Here is a 25,155-nt window from a genome sequence, read left to right as displayed (position 1 = left end):
CCGCTCCTTTCTTTGACCGCAACCGTTTTTTACCGATCGCGATTGATCATATAATTCAACAAGCTTTTCAAAAACGCGGTGCCGCGCGGCTTCTCCTTCAGCGCTTCCACGGCCAGGCAGTAGTGCTCCCACATCGCTTTCTTGGCCCCGTCCAAGCCGAGGACGGTCACGAATGTCGAGCTGCGGTTTTCCGCGTCATGGCCGACGGGTTTCCCGAGCAGGAGCCGATCGCCCTCCACGTCCAGCAAGTCGTCCCGAATTTGGAAGGCGATGCCCGCATGGTAGGCGTACGTCTTCAGCGCCGCGATTTCCGGCTCCGGGACCCGGGCGAGAATGGCCGGCATGACGAGGCACGCTTCGAAGGCGACGCCGGTTTTGTAGAAGCACATCGCGTTCAGCTGCTCCAGCGTCAATGCCTTGCCCTTCGCTTCCAAGTCCATCGCCTGCCCCATGCACATGTCCTCCGCCTTCCGGGCCGAATACTGCATCAGGGCGAGTACGGCTTCGGCGGGAAACCGGTCCAGCGACGCCTGCTCCCCGATCGCCTTCTGAATCAGGAACAGCCCGGTCAGCTCCGCCGTGGCGCTCGTATGCAGACGATGCAGCGTCGGACGCCCTCTGCGGGTGGAGGCGTTGTCTTGGGACGGCAGGTCGTCGAAGATGAGGGAGGCGGTATGCATATATTCCAACGATCGCAGCAGCGGCACGATCGCCGCGGCGTCCAGACCGTATTCGTCTACGCCCATGACCCAAGTCAGGATCGGCCGCAGCCGCTTCCCGTCCCCTTCCAGGCTGTAATTCGCCGCGTCAATCAGCGTCTCCTTCATCGGCAAAGCTTCGTCGGGCTTCGCAATCGGCAGAACGTCGTTGATGCGCCGGCGGATCGTTTCGATCGTATCGAGAAAACGTTTCTTATCGTCCCGGCTCTTTCTGAGAACGGCGACCATCTGGTCCCGCAGCAGCTTGTCGAAAAAATCGACGTCGTCCGCTCTGCGTACCATGCGCTGCACGAGCCGGTTGAATTCCGGGTGCCCGGAGGCGAAAAGGTCCATCGTTTCCCGGTACGCTTTCTCTCCCAGCCGCGCCTTGCAGCGCTTTAATCCGTTGATCGCGCGGTCGAGGATGACGTCGCGGGTTTCGGCGTCGGAGCGGTAGACGCGATGGATCAAATGGGCGATAACCGTCCAGTACAGCTCGAAGGGGTTGATCAGATCGGGGCGCCGGTCGCGGTATTTCAAATAATACGTGTACGGCGTAACCGCGCCGGCTTGCGTATCCTCGGCCATATCCGCGAAATCGTCGGCCAGCTGGTTGTAGATGCCGTAATAAAACGTCCGGTTGTCGAAGCCTTCGTCCGCAGGGGCGTGAATGACGGAACGGACGATCGAACGGGAAGAAGCGGACTTCAAGATGATGGGGATGTACAGGTCCTCGTTGGTATAATCCGGGTTGGACAGGTCCTTCTTCCGGTCGGCCTCCTGGGCATGGAAAAACACGTACGCCTGCTCGAAAAACGTGTTTCGCGTTTCCGGCCGCTGACGCCCCGCGATATAGTCGAACGCTTCCCGGAGCTCCGCGTGCACGTACCGGATCAGCTCCATCCGCTCTTCGGCCCACTCGCCCAGCTCCGGCACGGTCCCGGTCAGAAGCGCGGTGCGGATTAGGGCGGAATATCGTTCTTTCTCCCGCGCGGTCAATAATCGGGAATCGAGCAGGTCGTCGACGAACGGATACGTCAGACCATAGGAGTAGCCGAGCCGAACGGCTTCGTCGATTCGCCGGGCGCGTTCCGCGGACGACGGCTCGTCGTCCAGCTCGTCGATCGCATGCATCACGACCCCGACCATAATTTTGATCAGCTTGCGCTGCGCATGCTCGGGGTTCAATTCCTCCGGCATGCGGGCGGCGACGGTTTTCAGCTTGTCGATCACCCAGATGACCGCGGACTCGACGCCTTCCTTCTGCGCTCGCCGATACAGCCACGCCAAGCTCATATAGTCCGGCTGATCGTCCCGGCTCGCGGCGGCGGAACGCGTCAACTGCTCGCGGACGTCGGCGACCGCGCGCCGAATTTTGTCCTGCGTGGCCGGATTGTCCAGCTCCTTGCCCAAATCCCTCATATAGATGTACGACATGCTGCGGTGCAAGTACCGTTCCAGCTTGCCCGTGCGAGCCAACCATCGCATAGAGCGAATATCGTCCCGGGGATCCGGCTTATTCATCCCCCGCGGCAACAAGGACAGCCACGAACGCGGACGAATCCGATTCCGCTGCCACGCCCGGAAATCTTCCGTCAGCAGGGGCACATAAGCTTTCTCCGCGACCTGCGCATACAGCGAGGCGTAATAGTGCGCCGCCTTCCGCTCGGCCCGGCTATACCACGTATCGGCTTGATCGATAAAGGGCTTATTCATAGATGGACAACCTCTGCTCCGTTATTGTTCAATCCAATGTACGGCCGAACTTCTCCAATGATTCGAGTTATGAAAAGGAATTCGGTTCCGATCCGCTGCCGTTTGTCGGATCTTGTCTATCATAATACGGGGAACGTTCGTTTTGGTAACGAAAATCGTTAGAAAGACCGATGCGAATGTGAAAAAGCCCTCTCTGCGAAAGGGCTTGGGGCGTTAGGGAACGAAACGAACACTTTTAAGTTCAAGGTTACCGATTATTCAAATATTCATCTGCTATTTTTCGGCATACATTCTTTGAATCATATTCGGAATCAATTCAATATTTGATAAATAGATCCTCAACCTCCGAACTGTCTAGTGTTGATAAGTAACGAAATGCATCTTCAAGAAGCATTGCCCAGTTCGAGTCATTGATTATTCTTTTTGAAAGTTCAAACGCTTTATTAGGTTTTTGTATTTGCAGCTTCTTAAACATCATCTCCAGCTCAAACTCCGCCTCGTCATCCCGCCTGGCCATAGCCTCGTTAATACGTTCATCTGATACATCTCCAGCCATATCGGAGAACGCAATTGCTAAATAGTCTGGATATACTCTTTGTCCAAGATCGATTCCTATTTTAGAGGCTTCCTCGCCTATCCATAAGTTTTGACAATCTTCAAGAAGGCTCGCAACCTCCTGAACCTCAAGGTTGGATTTTCTTGATTCGAAAATCTTTTTTAAATAGTTACAAATCCCTTCCGGATTACTAAATGAATTGAAATCGTACGTTTCGCCGCCAACATAAATCTTATTTGGCTTATTGTCTTGATGAAATCCGAATCCAGTAACTTTTAATATGGTCAAACAATCGATACTCTTATTTTCCATATAAGCTGCGGTTGCTCTATGGTGCCCGTCTAATAATGTACTCATGAACCCTCCATAGTAAAAAGCAAGTCCGGTCATGGTCTTCCCATTCTTTATTTGATCTAGATAATGGTGAACTCTTTCCTTGTTCAACATAGTAATACCCTGCGATGGAAGCAGAAATTTAGGAGTGCCCGGACTAACATGGAACTTATAATACACAGGTGCCGTTGCTTTATAGAGCTTCTTTGAACTGGTTAAATTCCAGAAAAAATTCCCTTCCCCGTCAGTTGGAATCATTTCAATGCGGGTAAGAAAGTAATACCCGTCCTCTAATAGGGATAGCATTGGTTTAATAGTTTCAAAAGCATTAGTGATATCGCTTAAATCTTGTGAGTGTCTAACAGTGTCGATTAAACTCATATTCACTTTTTCTCTGCCCAAACCAATACTTAAAATCTTGGCACAGGTTGGACAGTATAATTCTTCTCCATAGCTGTTAATTAATGGCTTATTATCTAACAGCAAGAATCCATATGTATCGCCTTTGTTATCTTTCCCGTATCTTGTGGTTAGCTTCCCCAACCCTCTATTTACCCTGAAAAGAAGGGCATCATTTCCCCATCTATTGTGCCTGCCACGAATTAAATCTTCATATTCTATCCGCTCCGAAAAATTAAAAAGTCTCAAACAATCACCCCTAAGCTGCTCCACGTTTACTTATATTCTAGGTTATGTAACATCCTGCATCTACCAGCATAAAAAGAAAAAGACACGGAGAGCCAACTCCGTGCCTTCGAAAAAATAATTAGCCTGTCATTTCCGCCTTCAGATCACTAACTTGGGACAGCGCCCGTACGATCTCATCGTATGTACGTTCCGGCGACGCGCAGCGTCATAGGCGGCCATACCATAGGCCCTGTACATGAAAAAGGGCCCCGCTCATCACGAGCGAAGCCTTACCGCGCCGTCGGCTTATCGGTCGATTCCGTCCAGCCTGTTCCAGAACGTCACTTCGTCGACGGTCAGGCGCGCCTTCGGGAAGCCGGGAGCCGCGCCTTTGCCTACCGAGATCAGCATGACGGGCACATAACGGGAAGGAATGTCGAACTCCTCAATCAGCTTCTCCGGCGAGAAGCCGCCCATCGGCACCGTATCGTACCCTCTCGCCTTGGCCACGAGCATGAACTGCATGGCCACCAGCCCGCCGTCGATTAGGGCGATCGAACGGGCGGCTTCGGGAGTCAAGCGGGTATAATATTCCTTGATCCGCGGTACGTAGGAATCTCTGAACTCCTTGGACAAGCCGGCTTCGACCGCACGATCGTAGATGACGTCCGCGTTTCTGTAAGCCTCCGTATCGCCCAGCAGCACGACCGTCGCCGATGACTCCGTCACTTGCTTCTGGTTGTTGGCGATCGGCTGCAGCTTCGCCTTCACGGCCGGGTCCTGCACGACGAGGAAGCGCCAGGGCTGCAAATTCGAAGACGAGGGCGCCAGCACGGCTTCCTCGATCATCTCGCGGAGCTCCTGCTCCGAAATTTGAACGTTCGGGTCGTAGCCCCGAATCGATTGACGCTCGCGAATGACTGTGAACAGATCGGCTTCCCGTGTTTCCACTCGAGTCTCCATCAGCGAATCCCTCCGTTTTTCTGTGTAAAATATAAACACAGTTAGCTCAAAAAAAAAGAATCTCTAACTGTTGTTATTTCATACACAGTATATCGGAAAGCCGGACCGGATGTCAATCGTCCCGATTCCGTACGAGACACGACCGGTTCCCTGCTCCCTCGGGCGCGAGCTATTTCGTTCCGTGAACCCGGTCCGCCAGATCGGCAATCGTGTACCGGCTCAGAACGTCCAGCACGGACCGGTCGATCTCCGTCGTCAAATCGGCGAATACGGCGTTCATCTTGTCGCCGAGCGGATGATCCCCCGCCGTATCCATAAGCCCGCCGCATATCGGCTCCTCCATCCGGAGCGCCGTATAGACCTCCGCGAGCGTAACGGTGTTCGCCGGCTTCTTCAACCGATATCCGCCATCCCGGCCTTCCTTCGTCTCCAGAATGTTTTCCCGCACCAGCTTGGCCAGCACGCGCCTCAGTTGAGTCGCCTCCGATCGGAGGTGCTGCGCGATGTCCCAGCTCGGGCATGTATCCTTCTGCTTCGTCAGAACGACGAGGGCTTGCAGAGACAAGCCGAACATTTTATAAGAAAAGATGCCTGCTGGCTTTTCCAGGCTCATGGCCAGTCCCCCTTCGAAACGGATGAAGCAACCTAATGTAATGAAAGTCTCTGTTGTGCAGGCTTAATCCAGACTCAGCTCAGGAATTATCGCGAGGGAGCAAACCGTTGGCCACGATGTAACGCTCCAAGAAGGCGTTGCGAAACTTCCCGCGGGGATCGCAGCTCCGCATCAGCCTCCGGAAGTCGGGCAGCCTCGCGTACAGCGGCTGAAGCCGATCGGGCGGCATGACGAACAGCTTGCCCCAATGCGGGCGGGCCTGGAACGGCGCCAGCTTCGCTTCGATTTCCGGCAGCAACCGGCGAACCGCCTCTTCGTCCGATTTCCACGTAAAATGGATGCCGACCGAATCCCGCTCGTAGCAAGGACTCATCCATAGGCCGTCCGCCGCGACCGTGCGAACCTCGGACACATGCAGAAGCGGCGCGATGCGCTCCCGCAAGCCGGAAATCGCGTGCAAGGCATCGTAAGCGTCCCGGCGAGGCACGAAATATTCGCTCTGCAGCTCGTCTCCCGCGCTTGGCGTAAACTCGGGGCGAAAATGCGGAAGCCGCTCGTACCACGCTCCCGGCACGCCCATCTGACCGGTGCAAGGCTCCGGCTCGTGTCCGGGCACCGGATGCCGCGGCGCATCGGCGGGCGTGGCGCCGAACCACTCGGATGCGAGCGAAGCGGCAGATGCGTCGTCGACTTTTCGCTTCAGCCATACCTGGTTGAACGCCGCCGCCTTCCAGTCCGTGAACAAGCTGACGCTGTAAGCACCGGAGAAGATGTCGTCGAGATGCTTCTCCAGGCGTGCGAGCGGCAAGCCTTCGTACACGTGCTGGCTGATCTCGAACGTCGGGACGACGTCCAGCGTGAGCCGGACGACCACGCCCAGTCCCCCGAGTCCGACGACCGCTCCGTCGAAGTCCTCTTGGCCCCGGACAAAAGTGACCAGCTCCCCTTCAGCGTTCACGAGCTCCAGCGAGCGAACCGCCGTAGCGAGAGTGCCGTTGCGGTCCCCCGACCCGTGCGTCGCCGTGGCGCATGCCCCCGCGACGGAGATGTGCGGCAGCGAGGCCAGATTGGGCAGCGCGTAGCCCTTGCCGTGCAGAAATTCGCTCAGTTCCCCGTAGCGGATCCCCGCTTCCACGGTCACGGTGCCGTTGTTCTCGTCCAGCCCGATCACCCGGTTCAGCCTCTCGAGCGAGAGGTGGCTGCCGCACGTATCGGCGATATCGTTGAACGAATGCCGTGTCCCGAGCACCTTCACGCGCTCCCGGCGGGCGACAAGCTCCCGAACTTGCTCCACGGTATCGGGAATATGGAGTTCTGCGGCACCATACACGAGATTACCCGCCCAATTTCGCTCATGTCCCATTAGCGTTCACTCCCGGCCTGAAAGGATCGTTCACCCTGCTCCTCCTAACGTATCACGTTCTCCGGCAAGCCGCCAACCTTTCCTTTTACGGAAATTGACCTTGCATGTTTTAATCAATGAAGAACCATTTATCCTTGGATGATCGTGGCTTATTGCCTTCGCAAACCGCAAAAACATAATTCCCCAAACCATAACTGGACATGCAGCGATACGTCAGGGTGGTTTTCACTCGAACGAACGGCCGAGTGGCGAGGGGATATGTTCCTGGAAATCGGAGCACATCGACTTGGAGGTGCCGCAAACATAAACCGTTCGTTCCGGGAGAAGCCGGAACATCGGCTGACCGGCTCCTCAATCTCGTCATGGTCACGGTTCTTTCGTGACTCCTCTTCGGCTGATGTCGAAATGCGAGGAACGCCTCCGCCCGCCTCTACTCCTTCCTTCTGCCGATATACAGCAAATGCGAGGAAATGCCCAAGACCGCCGGGTCCTTCGCGCTCTCGATAAGCAAGCTCATCAGCTGCCGAGACTCGCCTTTTTCTTCCCAGTACCGCTTCTGCTCGTCGCTCAATAACCCGCCGATACCGGAAGAACCGATCAAGTCGATGGTTTCGAATCCACTATTCTCCATGAAGGGCTTGATCTCATCAATGTTGAAGTAATAGGCTCCCGTAAACCTTCCTTGATCCGCATGATTAAACACCCCGGTAGAACGAAACTCGTTTATGGATTCTAGACGATCATTCGGTTTCCAGTGCTGCGGATATTGCAACGAAGTAATCGTCATTCTCGTCCTGCTTTGAAATGCGACAAAAACGACGCCTCCCCTTTTTGTAACGCGGAATAATTCGCTTACGGCGTTTATTCGTTCCTCGTCCTTTTGCAAATGGTAAAGTGGCCCTAACATAAGGGAAGCATCGAATTCCTCATCGGGCAATCCCTCTAAACGTGTAGCATTTAACGGATGGAATCCCTTGAATCGTTCCGTTAAGGCCAATTCGCTTGCTTTCTCCTTCGCCATTTCAACCAGTCTCGGTGTCAAATCCGCAAGAGTAACATGAAATCCTTGCTTCGCCAGCTCCATCGCATATTTTCCGGGCCCCGCCCCATTATCCAATACATGGCCATGCGCAGGTAAATGTCGGTTCATGTAATGCCAGTTCACGATAAACTCCAACGGTTCCCTGTCCAGCCTGCCCCATTCGTCAAAACGGGAATAATAGTCGATAACGTTTTCCATCGGATAACACCTGCCCTCACTGGTTTGTTGTGTTCGAAGGGAATACAAAAAAACCTATTGCCTGTAAAGAGGCGATAGGTTTTCCTTCGCGGTACCACTCTTTTTGATTCGTTGGGATCACAGCTTGAACGAACCATCTTAAACCTGTTTACGGGGGTTAGCCGTCAAGACCTACTGAATTCGGCCTTACCGCTCAAGGGCGAGTTGGGGAAGCTATTGACTGTCTCGCACCGATCCGACAGTTCTCTGCACAATAGGAATCCTTAATACTCCCGGTCACAGCGTTTAACGGGTATGGAATTTAACACAGTATATCGTTTCCAGCAATGGCCGTCAATTGAAATTATGTTCCGGCTTATGACAGAGCGCCGACAATGGAGTAGTTATCGTGCTCGTTCCTGCTCATTAATACTTTTCAATAGGCACAAATTGAATCGATATTCCTCCGTCACCGTTTATTGACCACTTAACAAATACGTAGTAGTCGCTATATTTCTCGTAAGCCTTCCGCCTATCTGAAGAAAGCTCGTCTGCTCATTCTTCATCGACTAACCAACCGCTCAATCTTCAACGTACCATCCGGTAATCGGGTCGTTAAAATCTCGTCCTTCGCCGCTATCAATGATGAATACTTTATTTTGTTCCTTGGCCTTTCTTATAACGAATTCAAGGTATCCGTCCACCGTATTGCCCACCGCCCTTGTTTCTTCCATTCGATATTAACTTCTGATAAAAGGCGCTCAAGCGCTTCAGGTTTCACTCCCGTTCAAGCCCTTTTCCATTCTCTCGGTGGCTATCGATTAACCGTAAAACCCATTCTTCATCCAATCGGAGCTTTTCCAACCGATGCCGGAAAAAGATCAGAATATAGTGCTGTTCCCCGGACGGAATCCGCTCATCCTTGCTCGCATACTCCAACCGTTCTTCCTCATGGCGCATTTCATACCGCAGGTAATCCTTGTATTGGTGCAAAATTAAAAACTGCAATTCTTTACTGATCAGATCAAAATTTTTAAGCTTCGTATAAAAATGCAGCTCGTAATCCGGCGAGTACGGAATCGGTTCTTCCATTAACCGAAAAAAACGGATTCTGCCTTCATCGGTGAGTTTATAAGTCTTGATCGTTTTGCCTCTGCCCCGTTTGGCGCCCTCCGGTTGTTCATCGGGCACCTGCTCGATCAGCCCGTCCGCGACCATCTCGTGAATAAGCGGATAAAGCGCCCCCCAGCTTATTTTTCGCGTAGGCCCGACAATTCCGTTCAAAATCTGATGCAGCAAATAGCCGTGCATCGGGTTGTTCATCAATTCGCCGAGTATGAACAATTCATTCAAGCGAATGGCCCCCCTTATGCTACCAAGTAAACAACAGTATACCATACGGCCGCGAGAAAATAGAAAAGCCGCGAACGTCGCGACTTTTCCGGTCCCCATATACTCCGATGGCTTAACGATTGCAAATCAAGTAGAGGGTATTGCCGTCCGGATCGCTGAAATGTACGACTTGGGCCGCTTTGCCTTCTACAGCGTCATGAAATTCAACGCCGCGCGACTTCAGCGTCTCGACGGCCGACTCCAATTGTTCGACCTCAAACCCAATGGACATGCCGCCCGATTTGCCCGGTTGAGAACCTTGATCCCCGGTAAAATGCAGGAGCCCGATCGTCAGCCCCGGTGCTTCGATCTGGGCAAAATGCCCTTCCGTTTCGTGCTGCAGCTTTAATCCGAGCGTGTCTACGTAAAATTGTACCGCCTTGTTTAAATCCGCAACCATTACCGTCACATTGCCGCTCTTGAACATCGTCCATTTCCTCCTTATTCATTCGATCGGTTTTATTATATCAGAAATTTATAATAAAATAATATATCATTTTGTTATAAAAAATACATTTCAGCGAAAACAATGAATTGCCCCTTGTGTGGAGCTGACCAGAGCGCGACCGGTTTAGATTGGTTAACAAACTCGCCGCAAATGCGCCTTCCCGATGTACCGCACAGACAAGTTGAACCGATCGAATAGGATGAGTCGTCCGCACTTGCCATTCTTGATAGGACCGGCTATTGAACTTTTATTACACTAGTGTTATATTCCATATATGAAATATTAAAGATAAGAGGTCTCTCCATGCACCCTATTTCGAATGTCGAATTCATGCTGCTGCAAATGATCGCGGAATGTCGGCAAGCGTCCGGGTACGATCTTAAGAAGCTGGTCGATCGGCGAGGCTATCGGGAGTGGGCGAATATCGGCACGACATCCATCTACGCAGGACTGAAGAAGCTGAGCGATAAAGGATGGATCGCATCCGAGGAGCCCGACGCCAAATCCGGCAAGGGACCGATGCCGACCCGGTTCTCCCTCACCGATGCCGGTAGGGCCAAGCTGAGAGATGAAATCCTGGACAGCCTGTCGTCGACACGGGAGCGCGACAACCGCTTCGATCTCGGCTTGGCCGCTTTGCCTCTAATCGGGAAGGACGAGGCTCTCGTTGCTTTGCGGAAACGGCTGGATGTCCTTCAAGGCGCTTCAACCCGAATAAAGCAGAAGTACGAATCGCAGGGCGGCGATCGATTGCCGCTGAACGTAAGGGCGCTGTTCCTGCACCCGATAAGCCTCATCGAAAGCGAACGATCGTTCGTTTTCAATCTCATAAACGAATTATTGGAGGAGACAGGCGAATATGGCCCCCATCATTGAAGGTTTCGTTCCCTATCCAGGCGAGCATTGCGAAACGACCGCCATGGGCAATTTGCTGCAATTTGCGGGAATCCGGCTGTCGGAGCCGCTGCTGTTCGGACTCGGGCATGGACTCGGATTTATTTATTGGGACTCGAAGGGGATGGACTTTCCGTTCATCGGAGGCAGGGTGAAGCCGGATGAACTGACGGCCAACCTCGCCGACAGGCTCGGTTTGTCCGTCCGCATTCAAGAAACGTCGTCCTTGGAGAAAGCGTGGCAGAACGTACGGAGCTGTATCGATCGCGGAATGCCGGTCGGGCTGAAATTGGATTCCTATTACCTCGACTACTTCACGAGCAAGGTGCACTTTGCCGGCCACTATGCGGTCCTATACGGCATCGATGACGAATACGCCTACATGGCGGACACCGGACAACAAGGCGGGCGGGTCAAGACGCGTTTGACCAGCTTGGCCGAAGCCAGAAACGCGAAAGGGCCCATGAGCTCCCGGAATCGTTCGTTTACGCTCGAGCCGATCGACGCCTTGCCGCCGCTCGAGCCCGCTCTACGCGCCGCCTTGACCCGGAATGCGCATGACTACTTGAACCCGCCCATCCGCAATATCGGGAACAAAGGCATCGTCAAAATGAGCGCCGAAATTTTGAAGTGGCCTTCCCGAAGCAACAATGTCGAGCATGATTTCGGCCTGACCGCCTTGCTGATGGAGCGGGCGGGAACCGGCGGCGCTCTGTTCCGGAATCTGTATCGCGATTTCTTGAAAGAATGCGTCGAACGGTTGGAAGACCCCGGAATCGAACAATCGTACCGTTTGTTTACGGAAATCGCTCCGATGTGGTCCAGTGTCTCCGCTTGCATCGACCGTGCGGGAAAAACCGGCAACCATGAGGAGCTGCAGCAGGCGTCGAAGCTTTTGCTCGAGATCGCGGAGCAGGAACGCGCGGCCATGGAGTTGTTGTTGTGAAACCGGGTCCGGCGCGATTATAATCCTGATGACCACTAGGGACCTCCATGGCGGATGTCCCTATATGGCGTAGACGTAACGTCGACTTTAATAACGGCCGGCAGCAGCAAATACAGTTAACCCGATGAAGACCGTGTTCACGCCGACTTCCCGGTATCGTTTACGTTTCTCAGGCTTCGATGATGGAGGCAATCTTATTCAGCTGTATACCAGTCGCTCGATTCGATGTTTAACGTTTTCCTCGCAAAGCCCCCCGTGATAACAGATGACGGTTTGGATGTCATAAGGAAGGAATTTTTTCAATGATGATTTTGCCAAATCCGCATCAACGTTGTTGTCGGGTTCTACGAAGCACCCGTTATCGATCATCATGGCGTCCCCGGTAATAAGAATCTTGTGCTGTTTCAGATAAAGGCTGATATGTCCGGGGGTATGGCCCGGCGTATGAATGACCTCCATCCCGCCAAAAAAGGGGAGTTCCTCCCCGTCGGTTACGATTCGATCCACTTTGGCCGTCGGCGGATGCTCCAATAAATGAAGGATTGCATCCCGTCTTTCCGAAGGCAGTTCGGCAGGGAGCGCGGCGCGAAAACGATCGATGAATGCGGGGGTTATCTTCAGATGCGGCTTCTCCCCCTGAATATAAGGTTTTTCCTCTTCGGTGGCGAGTACGTCGATCTTATGCGGAAAGGCGTTCAGAAGCTCCGTCAACCCTCCGATATGATCCAAATCATGGTGGGTTAAAATAATTGTTTTGAGCTTGGCAAAGGGGATTCCCGCCTGAGCCATAGCTTCTTTCATGACAGGCAGCCGGTATGGAATGCCGGCGTCGATCAAGACGGCCTCCCGATCGTCCCAGATCAGTACGGGATGCAGCACTTCCGGCATGCCTCGGAAATTTGTTTCGATGTCAACCGTTTTTATGCTTACTGTCGCTTTCATCTTCATCATCTCCTTTGCACTAAGCTTACATTTGACTATTCATATCGTCCAATTTATTATAATAATCAATATCATGAATATTACTAATGAATCGGAGATGACTAAGATGGAGCTGACTCAGCTCGATTATTTTCTTACTGTCGTTCGGCTTCAGCATGTGACGAAGGCGTCCGAAGCGTTGGCGATTACGCAGCCGGCCTTGAGCCACTCCATATCGAAATTGGAGGAAGAACTGGGGGTACCGTTGTTCGAGCGAAGAGGCCGCAATATCCAAGTTAGCCGTTACGGACGAATGTTTGCCGAATCGGTGGAGCGCGCATTATCCGAGCTGGAGAGGGGAAAGCAAGCGATCGAAGAACAAGTGAATCCCGAATCCGGGGTCATCCGTGTCGCCTATCTGAATATACTGGGCGCGGAGCTTGTACCCAAGCTTATTCGCGAGTTTCATCAACGGCACCCGAAAATTCGGTTCGAATTGGTGCAGGGGAATCATACGTTCATTAGAGGCCATATGGAACGCGGTGAATGCGATCTTATGATCTCATCCGCCAAACTGGAGTCAGACGATTATGAATGGGTACCCATGGTGGCGGCGCCCTTGTATGTCGTCGTTTCTCCTACTCATCGCCTCGCGCAGCAGAAAGCGATCAAATTCACGGAATTGACCGGCGAACCGTTCATCGAAGTAAAACATTACTGTGGACTTAAGTCTACACTAGAAAGCTGCTTCGACCGGTTCGGCTTCGCACCGGCAGTCGCGTACGAAGCGGAGGACTTGATGACGGTGGCGGGCTTTGTGGCGGCCGGACTCGGGTTATCGATTCTTCCCAAAACGAACGGATTACTGCTCGACGGTTTGGTGTGGCTGCCCATCGAAGACGAAGGATGCATCTGCGAAATCGGCCTCGTGAAGAAAAGGGACAAGTTTGTGACGCCAGCGGCGCAACGTTTTTCGGAATACGTGACGGCAGCTTTTCCCTAAGATCTCTCCGATTCAGCGGTATAAGCGAATGCATCGGGTTTGCTTAAAGACCATTAACATGGACGCGGCGGCGGCTTATGTGCTTATCGCAATTTGAAAGGGCAGACGAACGTGCATGTCGACAAGCGGGCCGCCAAGCTCCTTCTCGCACAAAACAGGACAATACATATTTGTATAACCAATCGATAAACGGGTATTTCGGGAGGTCGTTTTTTTGATAAATAGAGAAGATATATTTACTTATGTAAAGGAAAAGTTCAACACAGAGCCGGACTACCCTTGGTTCAAGCATCCGGATTATGCGGTATTAAGACATAACGGGGATGGCAAGTGGTATGGAGTGATAATGAATGTACCACGAATCAAATTAGGTTTATCCGGGGAAGGAAGAGTCGACATCATGAACTTGAAGTGCGATCCAGAATTAAATGGTTTATTGAGGAGTCGACAAGGAATTTTGCCTGCGTACCATATGAATAAGGAGCATTGGATTTCTATTGTTTTGGATAGTCCTTTTCCTAAAAGCGAACTCTACGATTTAATGAATTGGAGTTACAATTCAACAAAATAAAATATATAGGCAGTTGCGATTGTCGGATGACATGAACATAGGTGCATTGCCGTAATCGCATAAAAGAAGGCCGCCTACCAGCAGCCTTCACAATCGCCGTTTGTTAAACTAACGTATCCCTCTGCCGCTGGGTCAGCCGCACCACTAAGCTCTAAGCCGGAACGTAGGTCAACCTGATCACCTGCCCGCCAATTCGATCGCTCGCCACGAGGCGCAGCGGCGGCCGCGGACCGGCGAAGAACGGCTTGCCGTGACCGAGCACGACCGGATGGAGATAGAGTTGATACTCATCGACGAGACCGAGTTCCGTTAGACTGTGCGCCAGCTCCGGCCCGGCAACTTCAATCTCCCCTTCATGCTGAGCCTTCAGCCCGCGTATGGCCGCTGCGAGGTCGCCCTCGATCAGAGAAGCGTTCGGACCGACGGACGTTAACGTCCTCGACACTACCCACTTCGGTTTGCTTTGCCACGCCGCTGCGTATTCCCGTTCCGGCGCATCCCATTCAAAAGGGTCTCCGTCCCAATACCGCATCGTCTCGTACATGCGGCGCCCGTACAGGATGCCCGCCAGCCCGCGCATGTCGTCGATGAAATGACGGAATAGCACGGGATCGGGTTGGAATGCCATGTGGTCGACGAACCCGTCCAGAGACTGGTTCAATGCGAAAACGATCTTTGCCATGCGACTGACTCTCCTCCCTGGTTTTCTCGCACATTCATCATCCGGATTACACGTCCTTATGCAGCATCTTATCATCCAACAGCATGCCCGGTTTCTCATGGATTGCTGATGTGCACAATCCTGTCACGGCCGAATACAACTATCGTTTAAAAGAAGGATCGTAAATTGATGATTCATAGCTGTTCTTGTCACAGAAACGGCCTCGGGTTCAAGACCATTTTCGGGGGCGTTACGATTTGTTGGAAAGCACTTGATCGAGAAACCGATCGGCGTCACGATTGAATTTCCAGGATACCCCGAACTTATCGACCAGCAGGCCGAAGCACGATGACCAAGGAGTAGCGGATAACGGCATCACCACATGGCCGCCAACGGACAAATGCTTGAAGTATTGTTCCAGCTTTTGTTCATCCTCGATGACTAGACTAATCCATACGTTGTTCCCTTTTACCAGCTCGCCCGTTACCCCCTTCATGGAAGGCAAAATATCCGACGCCATGATTTTCCCGCCCGCGAATGCGATGGAAGACTCCATGATCATGTTCAATTCGTTTTCCGTCAACGGATAGTTCGGATCTTGCGGGAAATCTTTGAATTTCACTTTTTTCACTTCGGTCGCCATGAAAGCCTCCGCATAAAATGCAATCGCTTGTTCCGCAACTCCATCAAAGTTTAAATAGGCAATAGCCGACATCAAGCAAAACCTCCTTCTTTAGATACATGTAGTATAATCAATAAAAGGTGACAGCTTAATGTCACCGTTCCGAGAAAAATCAAGAAATATGAGGGCGAATATGGACAAGGTCGAGAGACTCATTTCTATTATCATGATCCTGCTGAAAAAAGAGGTCGTTTCCACAACACAATTCGCGCAATTGTTCCATGTTTCCAAAAGAACGATCCTTCGCGATATGGAAACCTTGAGTTTGTCCAATATCCCGATCTATGCCGTCAATGGCGTGAACGGCGGCTACGGTATTATGGATGAATACAAGGTGGATAAACGTCTGTTAAGCAACGCCGACATCGGGAACATATTGACTGCGTTGAGCGGATTGGAACAAATTTTCATAAGCGAAGAAGTGGAAAAGACGATAAAAAAAATAGAGGCCATGGTTGGCCCCCTGTCTCCGAATCGTTCCGTTCAACTGTCGTTTTATGAATGGGAGGGTCGGTCTGAACTTCTTCAAACCTTGAAGCTCTGTCAAGAATCCATAGTAAAGAGAAGGCTCGTCTCATTCGATTATATCGATAAAAACGGCACGGCGACGAATAGAATCGTCGAGCCGTACGGGCTTCATTTCAGCGAAACGAGCTGGTACTTGAAAGGCTTCTGCTTACACCGTCAAGGATACCGGACGTTTAAATTATCTCGAATCGATCATCTTGCGATGGATGAAAAAACGTTCCACCCTAGAGAGGATTCGTCCGAGCAAGAACGCGAAGCCGCCTATCCACCGGAATTGGTCGCGATTAAAGCATTGATTTCGCCGAGCATAAAAGATCAATTCATCGAACGGTACGGTCGAAAAAGCATTGAAGCGCATAGTTCGGAATGGTTATTGGCAACCATTCTTGTCCCTCAAAACCATACGGGGTTTCAATTTTTGGCAGGCTTCGGTACGAGTCTCAAAATCGTCGAGCCCCGGACATATGTGGAAGAGTTTCGAAATTTTATAAGCAAAATGATGGAGAACTATTGTTGAAAAAGTTGCCCGCTCCCAACCTTCGAAGAGACCCAATCCCGCCCGAATAAAGGGATTCACTCAGGCGGAATTGCACAGCATATGACGAAAGACAAATCGGAGAAGTATTCGTGTAAATCGTAAAGAGGGGCGAGAACCCCTCTTTTTTCATGGTTGTACTTTTTATATGAAAAGTCATCCGGACTACCACAGGATAACTCAGCTCATTGCAAAATCGCCTCCTCCATTCCTTGCGCAGCACTTCCGGAGGCTATTACCGAAAGCCCCGCGAAATACGGTGCTTTGTCAACAATCTGCCCCAGGGGTACGGGCCCCGCATATCTACTCGAAAAACCTTAAAGCTTACGGATTGATAAATTGCATCGCCTGCAGCATCCGCTTCAACAGGACGGCGCCTTGCGCGCGGGACACATATTCCCGGGGGCCGAACTTCGTTTCGGTCAAACCGCGGATGATGGAGGCTCCAATCAGCCGACCGACCGCGGCGTCTGCCCATGGCGCGATGTCCGATTCGTCGGCGAACGTTCTCGTCGCGGCCCCGTTCGCGTTCGGCGCATGTCCGGCGTACTCCATCGCCCTGACGATCATGACCGCCATTTGTTCGCGGGTAATGGGTGCTTCCGGCCGGAACGTCCCGTCTTCGAAACCGCCGATGAGCTGATGTTGTTGAGCGGCCCGGACGGCTCCCGCATACCAGGCTCCCGGCGCCACGTCCCGGAAAGGCGCCGAACCGTCTGGTTCATCGTCCAGGCCGAGAGAACGCATGAGCATGGCGGCAAATTCGGCGCGGCTGATAGGATCGTCCGGCACAAATCGGTCTTGCGTTCTTCCTTCGACTAGCAGCTTGTTCGCCATCAAGACGATATCCTTTTGCGCCCAATGCCCGTTCAAATCCGCAAACGAATGATCCGATCGGAGGACCGAATAAGCGCCGTTATAAGGCGAACGAATCGTCACCAGGGGCGACCCGTCTTTCGAGAAAACAGCCGGCGCGAACCGCATCCGCCCGTTTTCATCGATGCGTACGGCAGTCGCTTGATCCGGATTGGCCGATTCGGGCAGAGCGACCGTCAAAGTCGCGTACGTTCGGCCCCAATCGATGCTGCTGCCGTCGTTTGCCTGAAGCGAATACACGACCGGATGTGGGAGCAGCGGCACTCCCCTCGCTCTCGCGATCGCTCCGTTCCCGGCGTCGCTGACAGAACCCGCAGCAGCCGCGATCCCGAAGGTAACGGTCGCTTCCTTCGGAACGCCTTGCAGGATGTTGAGCGGAATGCGCAGGCCGTTTCCGTTAACGCTCCATTCCAACAGGGCGTCGGGACGAACTTCCAGCGCGTGCAGCAGCGGAGCGGCCGGAAGGTCCATCTTGACCGAATCTCCGATGTCTTGCGCTTCGATCCGAATGCCGTCCGGCTTAGTTGCCAACGCTTCGGACAATTGCCCCGCCGTCGGGAAAATCCGGGTTATACGTTGCCCGCCGGACGTTTCGTACGATGCGATGACTCGCTTAACCACTCCGTTGATTTTGACGCTCACCTAGCGGATGGCCGCAGGCCCGCCGCTGCCTGAGGATTCGTTCGTTCCCGAGTTCCCCGTATTTTCGGAGCCGTCGGAACCGTCGGAGCCATTGGAGTCATCAGGAGCCGTGACCGTCACCGTGCGCGTCGCTTCCGCGGCGGCATTGCCGGATGGATCCTCCACATTGTACCGCAGCGTATACTCGCCCGCTTGGCTTGTATCTACCGTTCCGGTCACGACAATGCGTTCGGAGATGTCGCCGTAATAGGCATCGGTCGCTTGCGCTCCGGGATCGGCAAACGCTGCGCCAGCCGGCACGCTCATTACGGGATCGCCGAGCAACGTGAGAACAGGAGGCTGCGTATCGTTCACATAGACCGCGCGCGTCACGGTCGCAGCCGCATTGCCTGCAGCATCGGAAACATTATAGAAGAGCGTATAAGTGCCAAGGGTCGTCGAATCCACCGTTCCGGTCACTATTATCGAAGCGGAAATGTCGCCGTCCTGCACATCCTGCGCCGTTGCACCGGGATCGACAAACGGACTGTTCGCTTCCACCGTCATGGGATTCGTTCCGTTCAAATAAATCGCCGGCGCGTCTCCGTCGTACACGTACACGCTTCGGGTTACCGTAGCGGTATTGCCTGCGCGGTCCGCGACCGCATATTGGACCGGGTAATTTCCGAGGCGCGTCGTGTCCACGGCGCCCGAAATCGTGATGGACGAGGCCGGAATCGCGCCGTCGATCGCATCGGTCGCCACCGCCCCCGGTTCCGTGTACGTCCCGCCTTGCGGGATATTCATCGGATTGCTGCCGTTTAGCGTAAGTTCCGGCGCCGTGTTGTCCAGCACGAACGCGTTCGATACCGCGTCGGCGACATTCCCGGCCAGATCTTGCGCGCGGATATGCAAATACCAGTTGCCGTCTCCGCTGGCCCGCCGCAATGGGTCGCCGCTGGCAAAAGCCGTCCAGCCGTCTGCGGGAACGGCCGTACTTTGCGTCCAGGCGTATTGCAGCGAGGCCGTATCGACGCCGCTTTCCGCATCCGTCACGGTTACAGTGCTTTCCGCCGTTTGCGAAGGCGTCGCATGACCGTTCGCGGCGAACTGAACGTCGGGAGGCTCTCCGTCTCCATGCACGGTGATCGTATACGTCCGAGGCGGCTTCAAATACGGTTCAACCCGAACAGGGATGACCGTCGATGCTCCCGAGACGCTTACCGTCGCCGTGCTGCCGCTGGCCAGCGGCTTGTTGTCGACATACAGCTCGGCGTAAGTCGGGTCTGCCAGCGTTGGCGTGATATGCACGCTCGATACCAACGGGCCGTCGAGGGTATAAGCGGTGATCGAAGGGGAAAACACGGGATCCATATTGCCCTCCTGTACCGTCAGGCCGCTCAGACGGTCATTGCCCGGCACGTTCGTTTGACCGTAATAATCACTATCTCCCGGGCCGGCTCCCCAAGCGACGACGGTGCCGTCCGACTTCAGCGCCAGCGAAAGAGTCCCTCCCGCCGCGATCGCCGCCACCCCGGAGAGTCCGGCAGGTACGTCCGATTGCCCATAGAAATCATCTCCCCAGGCGACGACGGTGCCGTCCGCTTTCAGTGCCAGCGAATGAAGCCCTCCCGCCGCGATCGCCACCACCCCGGTAAGCCCGGCCGGCACGTACGATTGACCATGAAAATCGCCACCCCAGGCGACGACGGTGCCGTCCGCTTTTAGCGCCAGCGAATGAAGCCCTCCCGCCGCGATCGCCACCACCCCGGAGAGTCCGGACGGCACGATCCTTTGGCCACTGGAATTATTTCCCCAGGCGACGACAGTGCCGTCGGCTTTCAACGCCAGCGAATGAAAACCTCCCGCCGCGATCGCCACCACCCCGGAGAGTCCAGGCGGCACAGTCGTTTGACCATAATAGTCATCTCCCCAAGCGACGACGGTGCCGTTCGCTGTCAGCGCCAGCGAATGCTGCGTTCCCGCCGAGACGGCCTTCACGCCGGAGAGCCCGGGCACGTCCGTTTGACCGTAACGGTTATCTCCCCAGGCGACAACGGTGCCGTTCGCTTTCAGTGCCAGCGAATGATACGATCCCGCCGCGATATCCATCGCGGTCCCCGGCTCGGTAAGCTCGTCCGGCACGGTCAATTGACCAAGTTCCGGGTCGTCGTCACCCCAGACGTCTCCCGGGCTGCCTCCCCAGGCTTCGACGGTGCCGTCCGACTTCAGCGCCAGCGAATGAATCGCTCCCGCCGCGACAGCGCCACCCTTGACCGGCTTGGCAAGCCCGTTCGGCACGGTCGTTTGACCCGCACTATGATCTCCCCAGGCGACAAGGGTGCCGTCCGCTTTCAGCGCCAGCGAAAAATTGTTTCCCGCCGCGATATCCATCACGGTCCCCGGCACGGTAAGCTCGTCCGGCACTTCCGTTTGACCTTGGTCGTTATCTCCCCAAGCGACCACGGTGCCGTCCGCTTTCAGCGCCAGCGAATGATACGCTCCCGCCGCTATATCCATCACGGTCCCCGGCACCGTAAGCTCGGCCGGCACATTCGCTTGACCGTGACTATTATCTCCCCAGGCGACGACGGTGCCGTTTGCCCTCAGCGCCAACGAGTTTGCCGCTTTCACCGCGATATCCATCACGGTCCCCGGCTCGGTAAGCTCGTCCGGCACGAGCGTACTGACTCCCCAAGCAACTACGGTGCCGTCCGACTTCAGCGCCACCGAATAAATACCTCCCGCCGCGATTTCCATCACGGTCCCCGGCACGGTAAGCTCGTCCGGCACTCCCGTTTGACCTTGGCCATTATATCCCCAAGCAACCACGGTGCCGTTCGATTTGAGCGCCAGCGAATGTTGATATCCCGCCGCGATGCCCATCACGGTCCCCGGCTCGGTAAGCTCGTCCGGCACTTCCGTTTGACCTTTGCTATTATATCCCCAAGCAACCACGGTGCCGTCCGATTTCAGCGCCAGCGAATGATACGATCCCGCCGCTATATCCATCACGGTCCCCGGCACGGTAAGCTCGGCCGGCACATCCGTTTGACCTTGACTATTATCTCCCCAAGCAACCACGGTGCCGTCCGACTTCAGCGCCAGCGAAGATTGATATCCCGCGGCGATTTGCACGATTCCGCTTCCCACTCCCGTTCGAGCCGCATTCGCCTTCCCGGAACCGAAAGGAACCGCCGCGGTCAGCAGCAACACGAAAGACAAAACAAGAGGCATGACCCTTCGCCTTTTCATGAATAACATGTTAGACACTCCCACATTCTACGATCTGATTTACAACTATCATCCATTTCCTCATCTTCTACTTCTACCATTCCGAATTTTCCTCGTCTGTTCCCTGCGGACGCAGAGTCCATCGGTTTATCGTTTTTTCCCTCATACGGCATTCCGATGTTCGTTATTCATCGAATTGCGGCCTATAACGGCGGTTTTAATTCATGCATTCGGCAGAGCACTTAACTTCTTTAGCCAGCGATTTCACTGGCGTTCCTTTGCATCCCACTTCGTCAATCGTGCGCGATTATACCAGTATAACTTGGACATCCACATCGTACTGTGGTGTACGGTGAGTTCCAATCTCTCCGTAAGTTCCCCGCCTTGCCGCTGTGTTGCCAATGCTGCGATCCCGGACCGCCGCATCATCCCGTTCGACACGTACAATATGTTTACCGCGACGGCAAGGAAAAGCTGCAGAGTAGAGGCGATGTATGAATTCGGAAAATGAAAAGGAAGGGCCGTTCCGAGATGGCCCTTTCGGCTGTTTTGGTTTCCGACGTTAGAAAATTTGACGTCGTCCTTCCCACTGGCATGCAAATCGCCGTAAAGCGATCCTTTCAGCCTAATCACAGAGCAAGCCCGTTCAACCGGAGACGGGGCGTTAGCCCCGCCGTCCGATGGAACCGGCTTACGGTTCCGGAATGAACTTCTCCGTGCCGTCCTGCTGCTTCTCGTAGGAATGGTCCATGGAGGATTCCTGGATATAGCCGTATGCCCAGTGGGCTTGCGTCACGTCCGGCCATTGCTGCGGCGCTCCGTCTAGCGGTCCCCGGCCCTGCAGCCTGTCGATCATCGCGACCGCCTCGGCGCGGGTCAGCGTCGAATCCGGGCGGAACGTGCCGTCCTCGTACCCGTTTACGATACCCGCCGCCGTCGCTTTCCCGATGCCGGCTTGCGCCCAGCTTCCGGCGATATCGGTGAATCCCGCGCTCCCGGCTGTCTCCTCCGGCAGCAATCGGGCGATCACGGTCGCCATCTCCGCCCGCGTAATCGGCGCGTCCGGCATGAAGCTGCCATCGGGATATCCGATCATCAAGGCCATCCTGGCGACGCGGTCAATATACGCCTTCGCCCAGTATGCTTCGGTAATATCCGGGAATTTCCCGGCTGCAGCGACCTCGCCCCGGTCGATGACCCGGACCAGCATCGCGGCGACTTCCGCGCGGGTTATGTTTCGGTCCGGACCGAAAGTCCCGTCGGCATAGCCGAACAGAAAGGCTTTATGCTCCGGATTCGTCCAACGGATGACGGTAAACGTGCCTGTCTTGCCTGCGGTTACGGGAAACCGGATCCCAAGCCGGTTTTCACCGTCATAGGGGACGATGCTTCCTTTCGCCAGCTCCTTCGTGCCGTCGTCATACAGCGCGAAGACCGCGGCTTTCTTCAGCTGTTCGTCGCTGAGCGGCGCACCGGTCAGCGGCAGAATCGCCTCGTATTCGCCGCCGCTCGCGTTCGAACCGATCGTCATCGGACGGCCGACGGTTTCGACCTTGCCGCCTCTCGCGGCTTCGAGTACGAGCGGATCCGCCGTTGCTTGCCGTTCGATCGAATGGCGGTCCTCTTCCTTAGCCGGTTCGATGCGGAAACGAAGCTCATCCATAACCCCTTCGAAAGCCGCGTTCGGAATGACGAGACGCGCCTGCATCGCGGTAATCTCCATCTTGATCCCGCTGTCGGACAGCCGATCGGCCGAAGCCTTCGGGAACTTCACGATCAACTCCGCGTCCCCGTCCTTGTCGTCCGGAATCAGCATTTTCGCGAAATCGGAACCGAGCGCCTTCAGCTTGTCGACCGCACGGGCCGCCTGATCGTTCGTCAGTTCGACCGCTGCCTGCCGGTTTCCGCCGGAAGCGGACGATCGGACGATATAAGCGGTCGACACAACGGCACCGCCGTTGCCGTCTACTACGTTAACCGTAGGTCGTTCGGATTGGGAATAGGAGTTCGACGCATCTTGCGGAGAGTCCGACGTCGATTGCGTCGCGTTCGGCGTCGCGCTCGCCTCGTTCGAGAACCCGCTGGCTCCCGCGGCGTTGTGCGCCTTCACCGCGAAATAATAGGGCGTACCGTTTATAAGACCCGTAGCCGTATAGGTGGTTCCCGTCACCGTGGCCAAGGGCAAGGCGTCGTATGTACCGGATGCGGTGCCGATATATACGCGATAATAGACGGCCGAAGCTACGCTGTCCCATGCCAAAGACACTTGACCGTTTCCGGGAGAAACCCTGAGATTGGCAGGAGCGCCGGGAGGATTCAGACTCCACTGGGCGTATACGGTCACATTCCCGCTCACGGCGGTCGTCGCGTCAAAGCTGCTTCCGCTGCCGTTCGGCAGCGTGTTCCATCCCGCGAATGCATAGCCGGGACGGGTCGGCGGTGCGGGAAGGGCATCCACTGTTTCACCGTCCGTCACGTTCAAGGTCGTGGGTGTCGCCTCCGTATCCCCGCCGTTCTTATCGAACGTGACCGTGTAGGTAACCGCTTTAAGCTTTTTGATCTTGTAGTTGCCGTTGTCCGATACATACAGATTCCCGTTATGGTCTAGATCGATCCCGATAGGGACTTTCAATTTCGCCGATGTCGCCGGGCCGCCGTCTCCGGAATCCCCGAAGGCGCCGGTCCCGGCAATGGTCGTGATGATACCGGTCGGACTTATTTTCCGAACGACGTGATTGCCGTTCTCCACGACGTACAGCGTTCCGTCGTCGTCCACGGTGAGTCCGATCGGGCTCCACATACGTGCCGCCGTCGCCGGACCTCCGTCGCCGGTATAACCGGCAACTCCCGTGCCGGCCACCGTACTGATGTTCCCGGACGTATCTATTTTCCGCACCCGATTGTTATTTCGGTCCGCGAAATACATATTCCCGCTGCCGTCAAAGTCAATGGAATAGGGAGTATTCAACTGCGCCAAATTCGCCGGCCCGCCGTCGCCCGAGAAACCGGCAGCTCCCGTCCCGGCTACCGTGCTGATGATGCCGGTCGACTTATCCACTTTCCGAATGGTATGATTAAAAATTTCCGCGATATATAAATTGCCGGTGCTGTCCACCGCAACATCCACCGGACGGTTCAGCAGGGCCGAAGTCGCCGGTCCACCGTCGCCGGAATAGCCCAGTTGGCCCGTGCTCGAGCCGGCCACCGTGCTGATGATGCCGTTCGTATCCACCTTGCGTACGCGCTCGTAGCCGAGTTCCGTTATGTACATATTCCCTTCGCTGTCGAAGGTCACGGATGAAGGGTATCGCAATGTAGCCGAGGTCGCCGGTCCGCCGTCTCCCGAAGGGATGCTCCAGTTCGCCTCGACTCCGGGCCTTCCGGCTACCGTCGTAATGATGCCGGACGTATCCACTTTCCGAATCACATGATTATACTGATCCGGAATATACAGATTTCCGGCGGCGTCTACGGCAAGATGGTAAACAATGTTAAATTGGGCCGAAGTGGCCGGCCCTCCGTCTCCGGAGAAGCCCCCCGTACCGGTTCCGACGACAGTGTCGATCGTATAGTTCTCCGCCGCTGCCGCGTAAGCGCGGCTCCCCCAGTCTGCCGGCAGCAGGGGAACCACGTTCACCAACATGATCGCCAACGCGATAAGGAGCAGCTTGGCTGCTCGTCCCTTCCGTGATTGCACATTGGCTCTGCTCATCATTCTCCTCCGTTCTTGTAACGCGTCTTGTATGTATGTTCAA

The 25,155-nt window shown here is 54.6% G+C and carries 20 protein-coding genes and 1 other annotated feature; of the genes, 5 read left to right on the top strand and 15 right to left on the bottom strand.

Translation table 11 applies throughout. The features are described 5' to 3' along the window. Nucleotides 1-29 precede the first annotated feature (29 nt). The 9 genes from DLM86_RS26925 to DLM86_RS26890 all read right to left on the bottom strand — a co-directional run bounded on the left by DLM86_RS26925 (nucleotide 30) and on the right by DLM86_RS26890 (nucleotide 9,907). Nucleotides 30-2,414: a polyprenyl synthetase family protein gene (locus DLM86_RS26925; protein WP_110843158.1), complete on the bottom strand. Its 2,385-nt coding sequence runs from the start codon at nucleotides 2,412-2,414 to the stop codon at nucleotides 30-32. Between the two features lie 316 nt (nucleotides 2,415-2,730). Beyond that, nucleotides 2,731-3,975, bottom strand: a complete 1,245-nt coding sequence (locus DLM86_RS26920) for a hypothetical protein (protein WP_146250305.1) — start codon at nucleotides 3,973-3,975, stop codon at nucleotides 2,731-2,733. Nucleotides 3,976-4,236: 261 nt separating this feature from the next. After that, nucleotides 4,237-4,893 (bottom strand): nitroreductase family protein, encoded by a 657-nt coding sequence (locus DLM86_RS26915; protein WP_110843156.1) that lies wholly within the window; start codon nucleotides 4,891-4,893, stop codon nucleotides 4,237-4,239. Nucleotides 4,894-5,062: 169 nt separating this feature from the next. Continuing rightward, a complete protein-coding gene (locus tag DLM86_RS26910) occupies nucleotides 5,063-5,506 on the bottom strand; it encodes an Rrf2 family transcriptional regulator (RefSeq protein ID WP_110843155.1) in 444 nt (147 codons plus the stop codon). Nucleotides 5,507-5,585: 79 nt separating this feature from the next. Beyond that, on the bottom strand, nucleotides 5,586-6,869 hold the full coding sequence (locus tag DLM86_RS26905; RefSeq protein ID WP_110843154.1) for an FAD-binding protein: 1,284 nt from the start codon (nucleotides 6,867-6,869) through the stop codon (nucleotides 5,586-5,588). Between the two features lie 430 nt (nucleotides 6,870-7,299). Beyond that, entirely contained in the window at nucleotides 7,300-8,109 is an 810-nt protein-coding gene (locus DLM86_RS26900; protein ID WP_110843153.1) for a class I SAM-dependent methyltransferase, read from the bottom strand. Nucleotides 8,110-8,173: 64 nt separating this feature from the next. Continuing rightward, nucleotides 8,174-8,398: a binding site (T-box leader), on the bottom strand. Between the two features lie 271 nt (nucleotides 8,399-8,669). After that, nucleotides 8,670-8,822 (bottom strand): hypothetical protein, encoded by a 153-nt coding sequence (locus DLM86_RS32230; RefSeq protein WP_158289678.1) that lies wholly within the window; start codon nucleotides 8,820-8,822, stop codon nucleotides 8,670-8,672. A gap of 43 nt (nucleotides 8,823-8,865) precedes the next feature. Beyond that, a complete protein-coding gene (locus DLM86_RS26895) occupies nucleotides 8,866-9,441 on the bottom strand; it encodes a PadR family transcriptional regulator (protein WP_110843152.1) in 576 nt (191 codons plus the stop codon). Nucleotides 9,442-9,553: 112 nt separating this feature from the next. Further along, the gene (locus DLM86_RS26890; protein ID WP_110843151.1) at nucleotides 9,554-9,907 is read right to left on the bottom strand and encodes a VOC family protein; all 354 of its coding nucleotides are present in this window, start codon (nucleotides 9,905-9,907) and stop codon (nucleotides 9,554-9,556) included. A 324-nt stretch (nucleotides 9,908-10,231) separates the two neighbouring features. On the opposite strand from DLM86_RS26890, the gene DLM86_RS26885 reads away from it, so the two are divergent. Together DLM86_RS26885 and DLM86_RS26880 are read left to right on the top strand one after the other, a co-directional pair. Beyond that, complete coding sequence (locus tag DLM86_RS26885) at nucleotides 10,232-10,804, top strand: PadR family transcriptional regulator (RefSeq protein WP_110843150.1); 573 nt, start codon at nucleotides 10,232-10,234, stop codon at nucleotides 10,802-10,804. Continuing rightward, nucleotides 10,788-11,768 carry a BtrH N-terminal domain-containing protein gene (locus DLM86_RS26880; RefSeq protein ID WP_110843149.1) on the top strand — a complete coding sequence of 327 codons (981 nt, stop codon included), beginning with the start codon at nucleotides 10,788-10,790 and terminating at the stop codon, nucleotides 11,766-11,768. Before DLM86_RS26885 ends, DLM86_RS26880 begins: the two co-directional genes overlap by 17 nt. Before the next feature lie 198 nt (nucleotides 11,769-11,966). On the opposite strand, the gene DLM86_RS26875 is transcribed toward DLM86_RS26880, so the two are convergent. After that, a complete protein-coding gene (locus tag DLM86_RS26875; protein WP_245954952.1) occupies nucleotides 11,967-12,710 on the bottom strand; it encodes an MBL fold metallo-hydrolase in 744 nt (247 codons plus the stop codon). A gap of 106 nt (nucleotides 12,711-12,816) precedes the next feature. On the opposite strand from DLM86_RS26875, the gene DLM86_RS26870 reads away from it, so the two are divergent. Together DLM86_RS26870 and DLM86_RS26865 are read left to right on the top strand one after the other, a co-directional pair. Beyond that, nucleotides 12,817-13,692, top strand: a complete 876-nt coding sequence (locus DLM86_RS26870; RefSeq protein WP_110843225.1) for a LysR family transcriptional regulator — start codon at nucleotides 12,817-12,819, stop codon at nucleotides 13,690-13,692. A 214-nt stretch (nucleotides 13,693-13,906) separates the two neighbouring features. Next, nucleotides 13,907-14,263 carry an MmcQ/YjbR family DNA-binding protein gene (locus tag DLM86_RS26865; protein ID WP_110843147.1) on the top strand — a complete coding sequence of 119 codons (357 nt, stop codon included), beginning with the start codon at nucleotides 13,907-13,909 and terminating at the stop codon, nucleotides 14,261-14,263. A 151-nt stretch (nucleotides 14,264-14,414) separates the two neighbouring features. On the opposite strand, the gene DLM86_RS26860 is transcribed toward DLM86_RS26865, so the two are convergent. After that, nucleotides 14,415-14,945 (bottom strand): dihydrofolate reductase family protein, encoded by a 531-nt coding sequence (locus tag DLM86_RS26860; protein ID WP_110843146.1) that lies wholly within the window; start codon nucleotides 14,943-14,945, stop codon nucleotides 14,415-14,417. 229 nt (nucleotides 14,946-15,174) lie between these two features. Beyond that, a complete protein-coding gene (locus DLM86_RS26855) occupies nucleotides 15,175-15,639 on the bottom strand; it encodes a VOC family protein (RefSeq protein WP_110843145.1) in 465 nt (154 codons plus the stop codon). A 100-nt stretch (nucleotides 15,640-15,739) separates the two neighbouring features. On the opposite strand from DLM86_RS26855, the gene DLM86_RS26850 reads away from it, so the two are divergent. Continuing rightward, nucleotides 15,740-16,651, top strand: coding sequence for a helix-turn-helix transcriptional regulator (locus DLM86_RS26850; RefSeq protein WP_110843224.1), 912 nt, complete (start codon nucleotides 15,740-15,742; stop codon nucleotides 16,649-16,651). A gap of 342 nt (nucleotides 16,652-16,993) precedes the next feature. Here DLM86_RS26850 and DLM86_RS26845 read toward each other — a convergent pair whose 3' ends face one another. The 3 genes from DLM86_RS26845 to DLM86_RS26830 form a co-directional block, all read right to left on the bottom strand. Continuing rightward, the gene (locus tag DLM86_RS26845) at nucleotides 16,994-18,088 is read right to left on the bottom strand and encodes an S-layer homology domain-containing protein (protein WP_146250304.1); all 1,095 of its coding nucleotides are present in this window, start codon (nucleotides 18,086-18,088) and stop codon (nucleotides 16,994-16,996) included. A 99-nt stretch (nucleotides 18,089-18,187) separates the two neighbouring features. Then, nucleotides 18,188-21,430, bottom strand: a complete 3,243-nt coding sequence (locus DLM86_RS26840; protein WP_110843143.1) for an RCC1 domain-containing protein — start codon at nucleotides 21,428-21,430, stop codon at nucleotides 18,188-18,190. A 661-nt stretch (nucleotides 21,431-22,091) separates the two neighbouring features. Next, nucleotides 22,092-25,112: an NHL domain-containing protein gene (locus tag DLM86_RS26830; protein WP_158289677.1), complete on the bottom strand. Its 3,021-nt coding sequence runs from the start codon at nucleotides 25,110-25,112 to the stop codon at nucleotides 22,092-22,094. Nucleotides 25,113-25,155: the final 43 nt, after the last annotated feature.

It is taken from the genome of Paenibacillus flagellatus, from assembly GCF_003217775.1.
GTDB lineage: Bacteria > Bacillota > Bacilli > Paenibacillales > NBRC-103111 > Paenibacillus_AB > Paenibacillus_AB flagellatus.
Note: the sequence above shows the minus strand (reverse complement) of the source record. Positions and strands in the feature narration are given on the sequence as shown.

Coding starts and splice junctions, on each gene's coding strand:
- DLM86_RS26840 (WP_110843143.1), bottom strand. CDS start 21,430: ATGTTATTCATGAAAAGGCGAAGGGTCATGCCTCTTGTTTTGTCTTTC.
- DLM86_RS26850 (WP_110843224.1), top strand. CDS start 15,740: ATGGACAAGGTCGAGAGACTCATTTCTATTATCATGATCCTGCTGAAA.
- DLM86_RS26875 (WP_245954952.1), bottom strand. CDS start 12,710: ATGAAAGCGACAGTAAGCATAAAAACGGTTGACATCGAAACAAATTTC.
- DLM86_RS26880 (WP_110843149.1), top strand. CDS start 10,788: ATGGCCCCCATCATTGAAGGTTTCGTTCCCTATCCAGGCGAGCATTGC.
- DLM86_RS26860 (WP_110843146.1), bottom strand. CDS start 14,945: ATGGCAAAGATCGTTTTCGCATTGAACCAGTCTCTGGACGGGTTCGTC.
- DLM86_RS26885 (WP_110843150.1), top strand. CDS start 10,232: ATGCACCCTATTTCGAATGTCGAATTCATGCTGCTGCAAATGATCGCG.
- DLM86_RS32230 (WP_158289678.1), bottom strand. CDS start 8,822: ATGGAAGAAACAAGGGCGGTGGGCAATACGGTGGACGGATACCTTGAA.
- DLM86_RS26830 (WP_158289677.1), bottom strand. CDS start 25,112: ATGAGCAGAGCCAATGTGCAATCACGGAAGGGACGAGCAGCCAAGCTG.
- DLM86_RS26855 (WP_110843145.1), bottom strand. CDS start 15,639: ATGTCGGCTATTGCCTATTTAAACTTTGATGGAGTTGCGGAACAAGCG.
- DLM86_RS26900 (WP_110843153.1), bottom strand. CDS start 8,109: ATGGAAAACGTTATCGACTATTATTCCCGTTTTGACGAATGGGGCAGG.
- DLM86_RS26870 (WP_110843225.1), top strand. CDS start 12,817: ATGGAGCTGACTCAGCTCGATTATTTTCTTACTGTCGTTCGGCTTCAG.
- DLM86_RS26925 (WP_110843158.1), bottom strand. CDS start 2,414: ATGAATAAGCCCTTTATCGATCAAGCCGATACGTGGTATAGCCGGGCC.
- DLM86_RS26905 (WP_110843154.1), bottom strand. CDS start 6,869: ATGGGACATGAGCGAAATTGGGCGGGTAATCTCGTGTATGGTGCCGCA.
- DLM86_RS26890 (WP_110843151.1), bottom strand. CDS start 9,907: ATGTTCAAGAGCGGCAATGTGACGGTAATGGTTGCGGATTTAAACAAG.
- DLM86_RS26910 (WP_110843155.1), bottom strand. CDS start 5,506: ATGAGCCTGGAAAAGCCAGCAGGCATCTTTTCTTATAAAATGTTCGGC.
- DLM86_RS26915 (WP_110843156.1), bottom strand. CDS start 4,893: ATGGAGACTCGAGTGGAAACACGGGAAGCCGATCTGTTCACAGTCATT.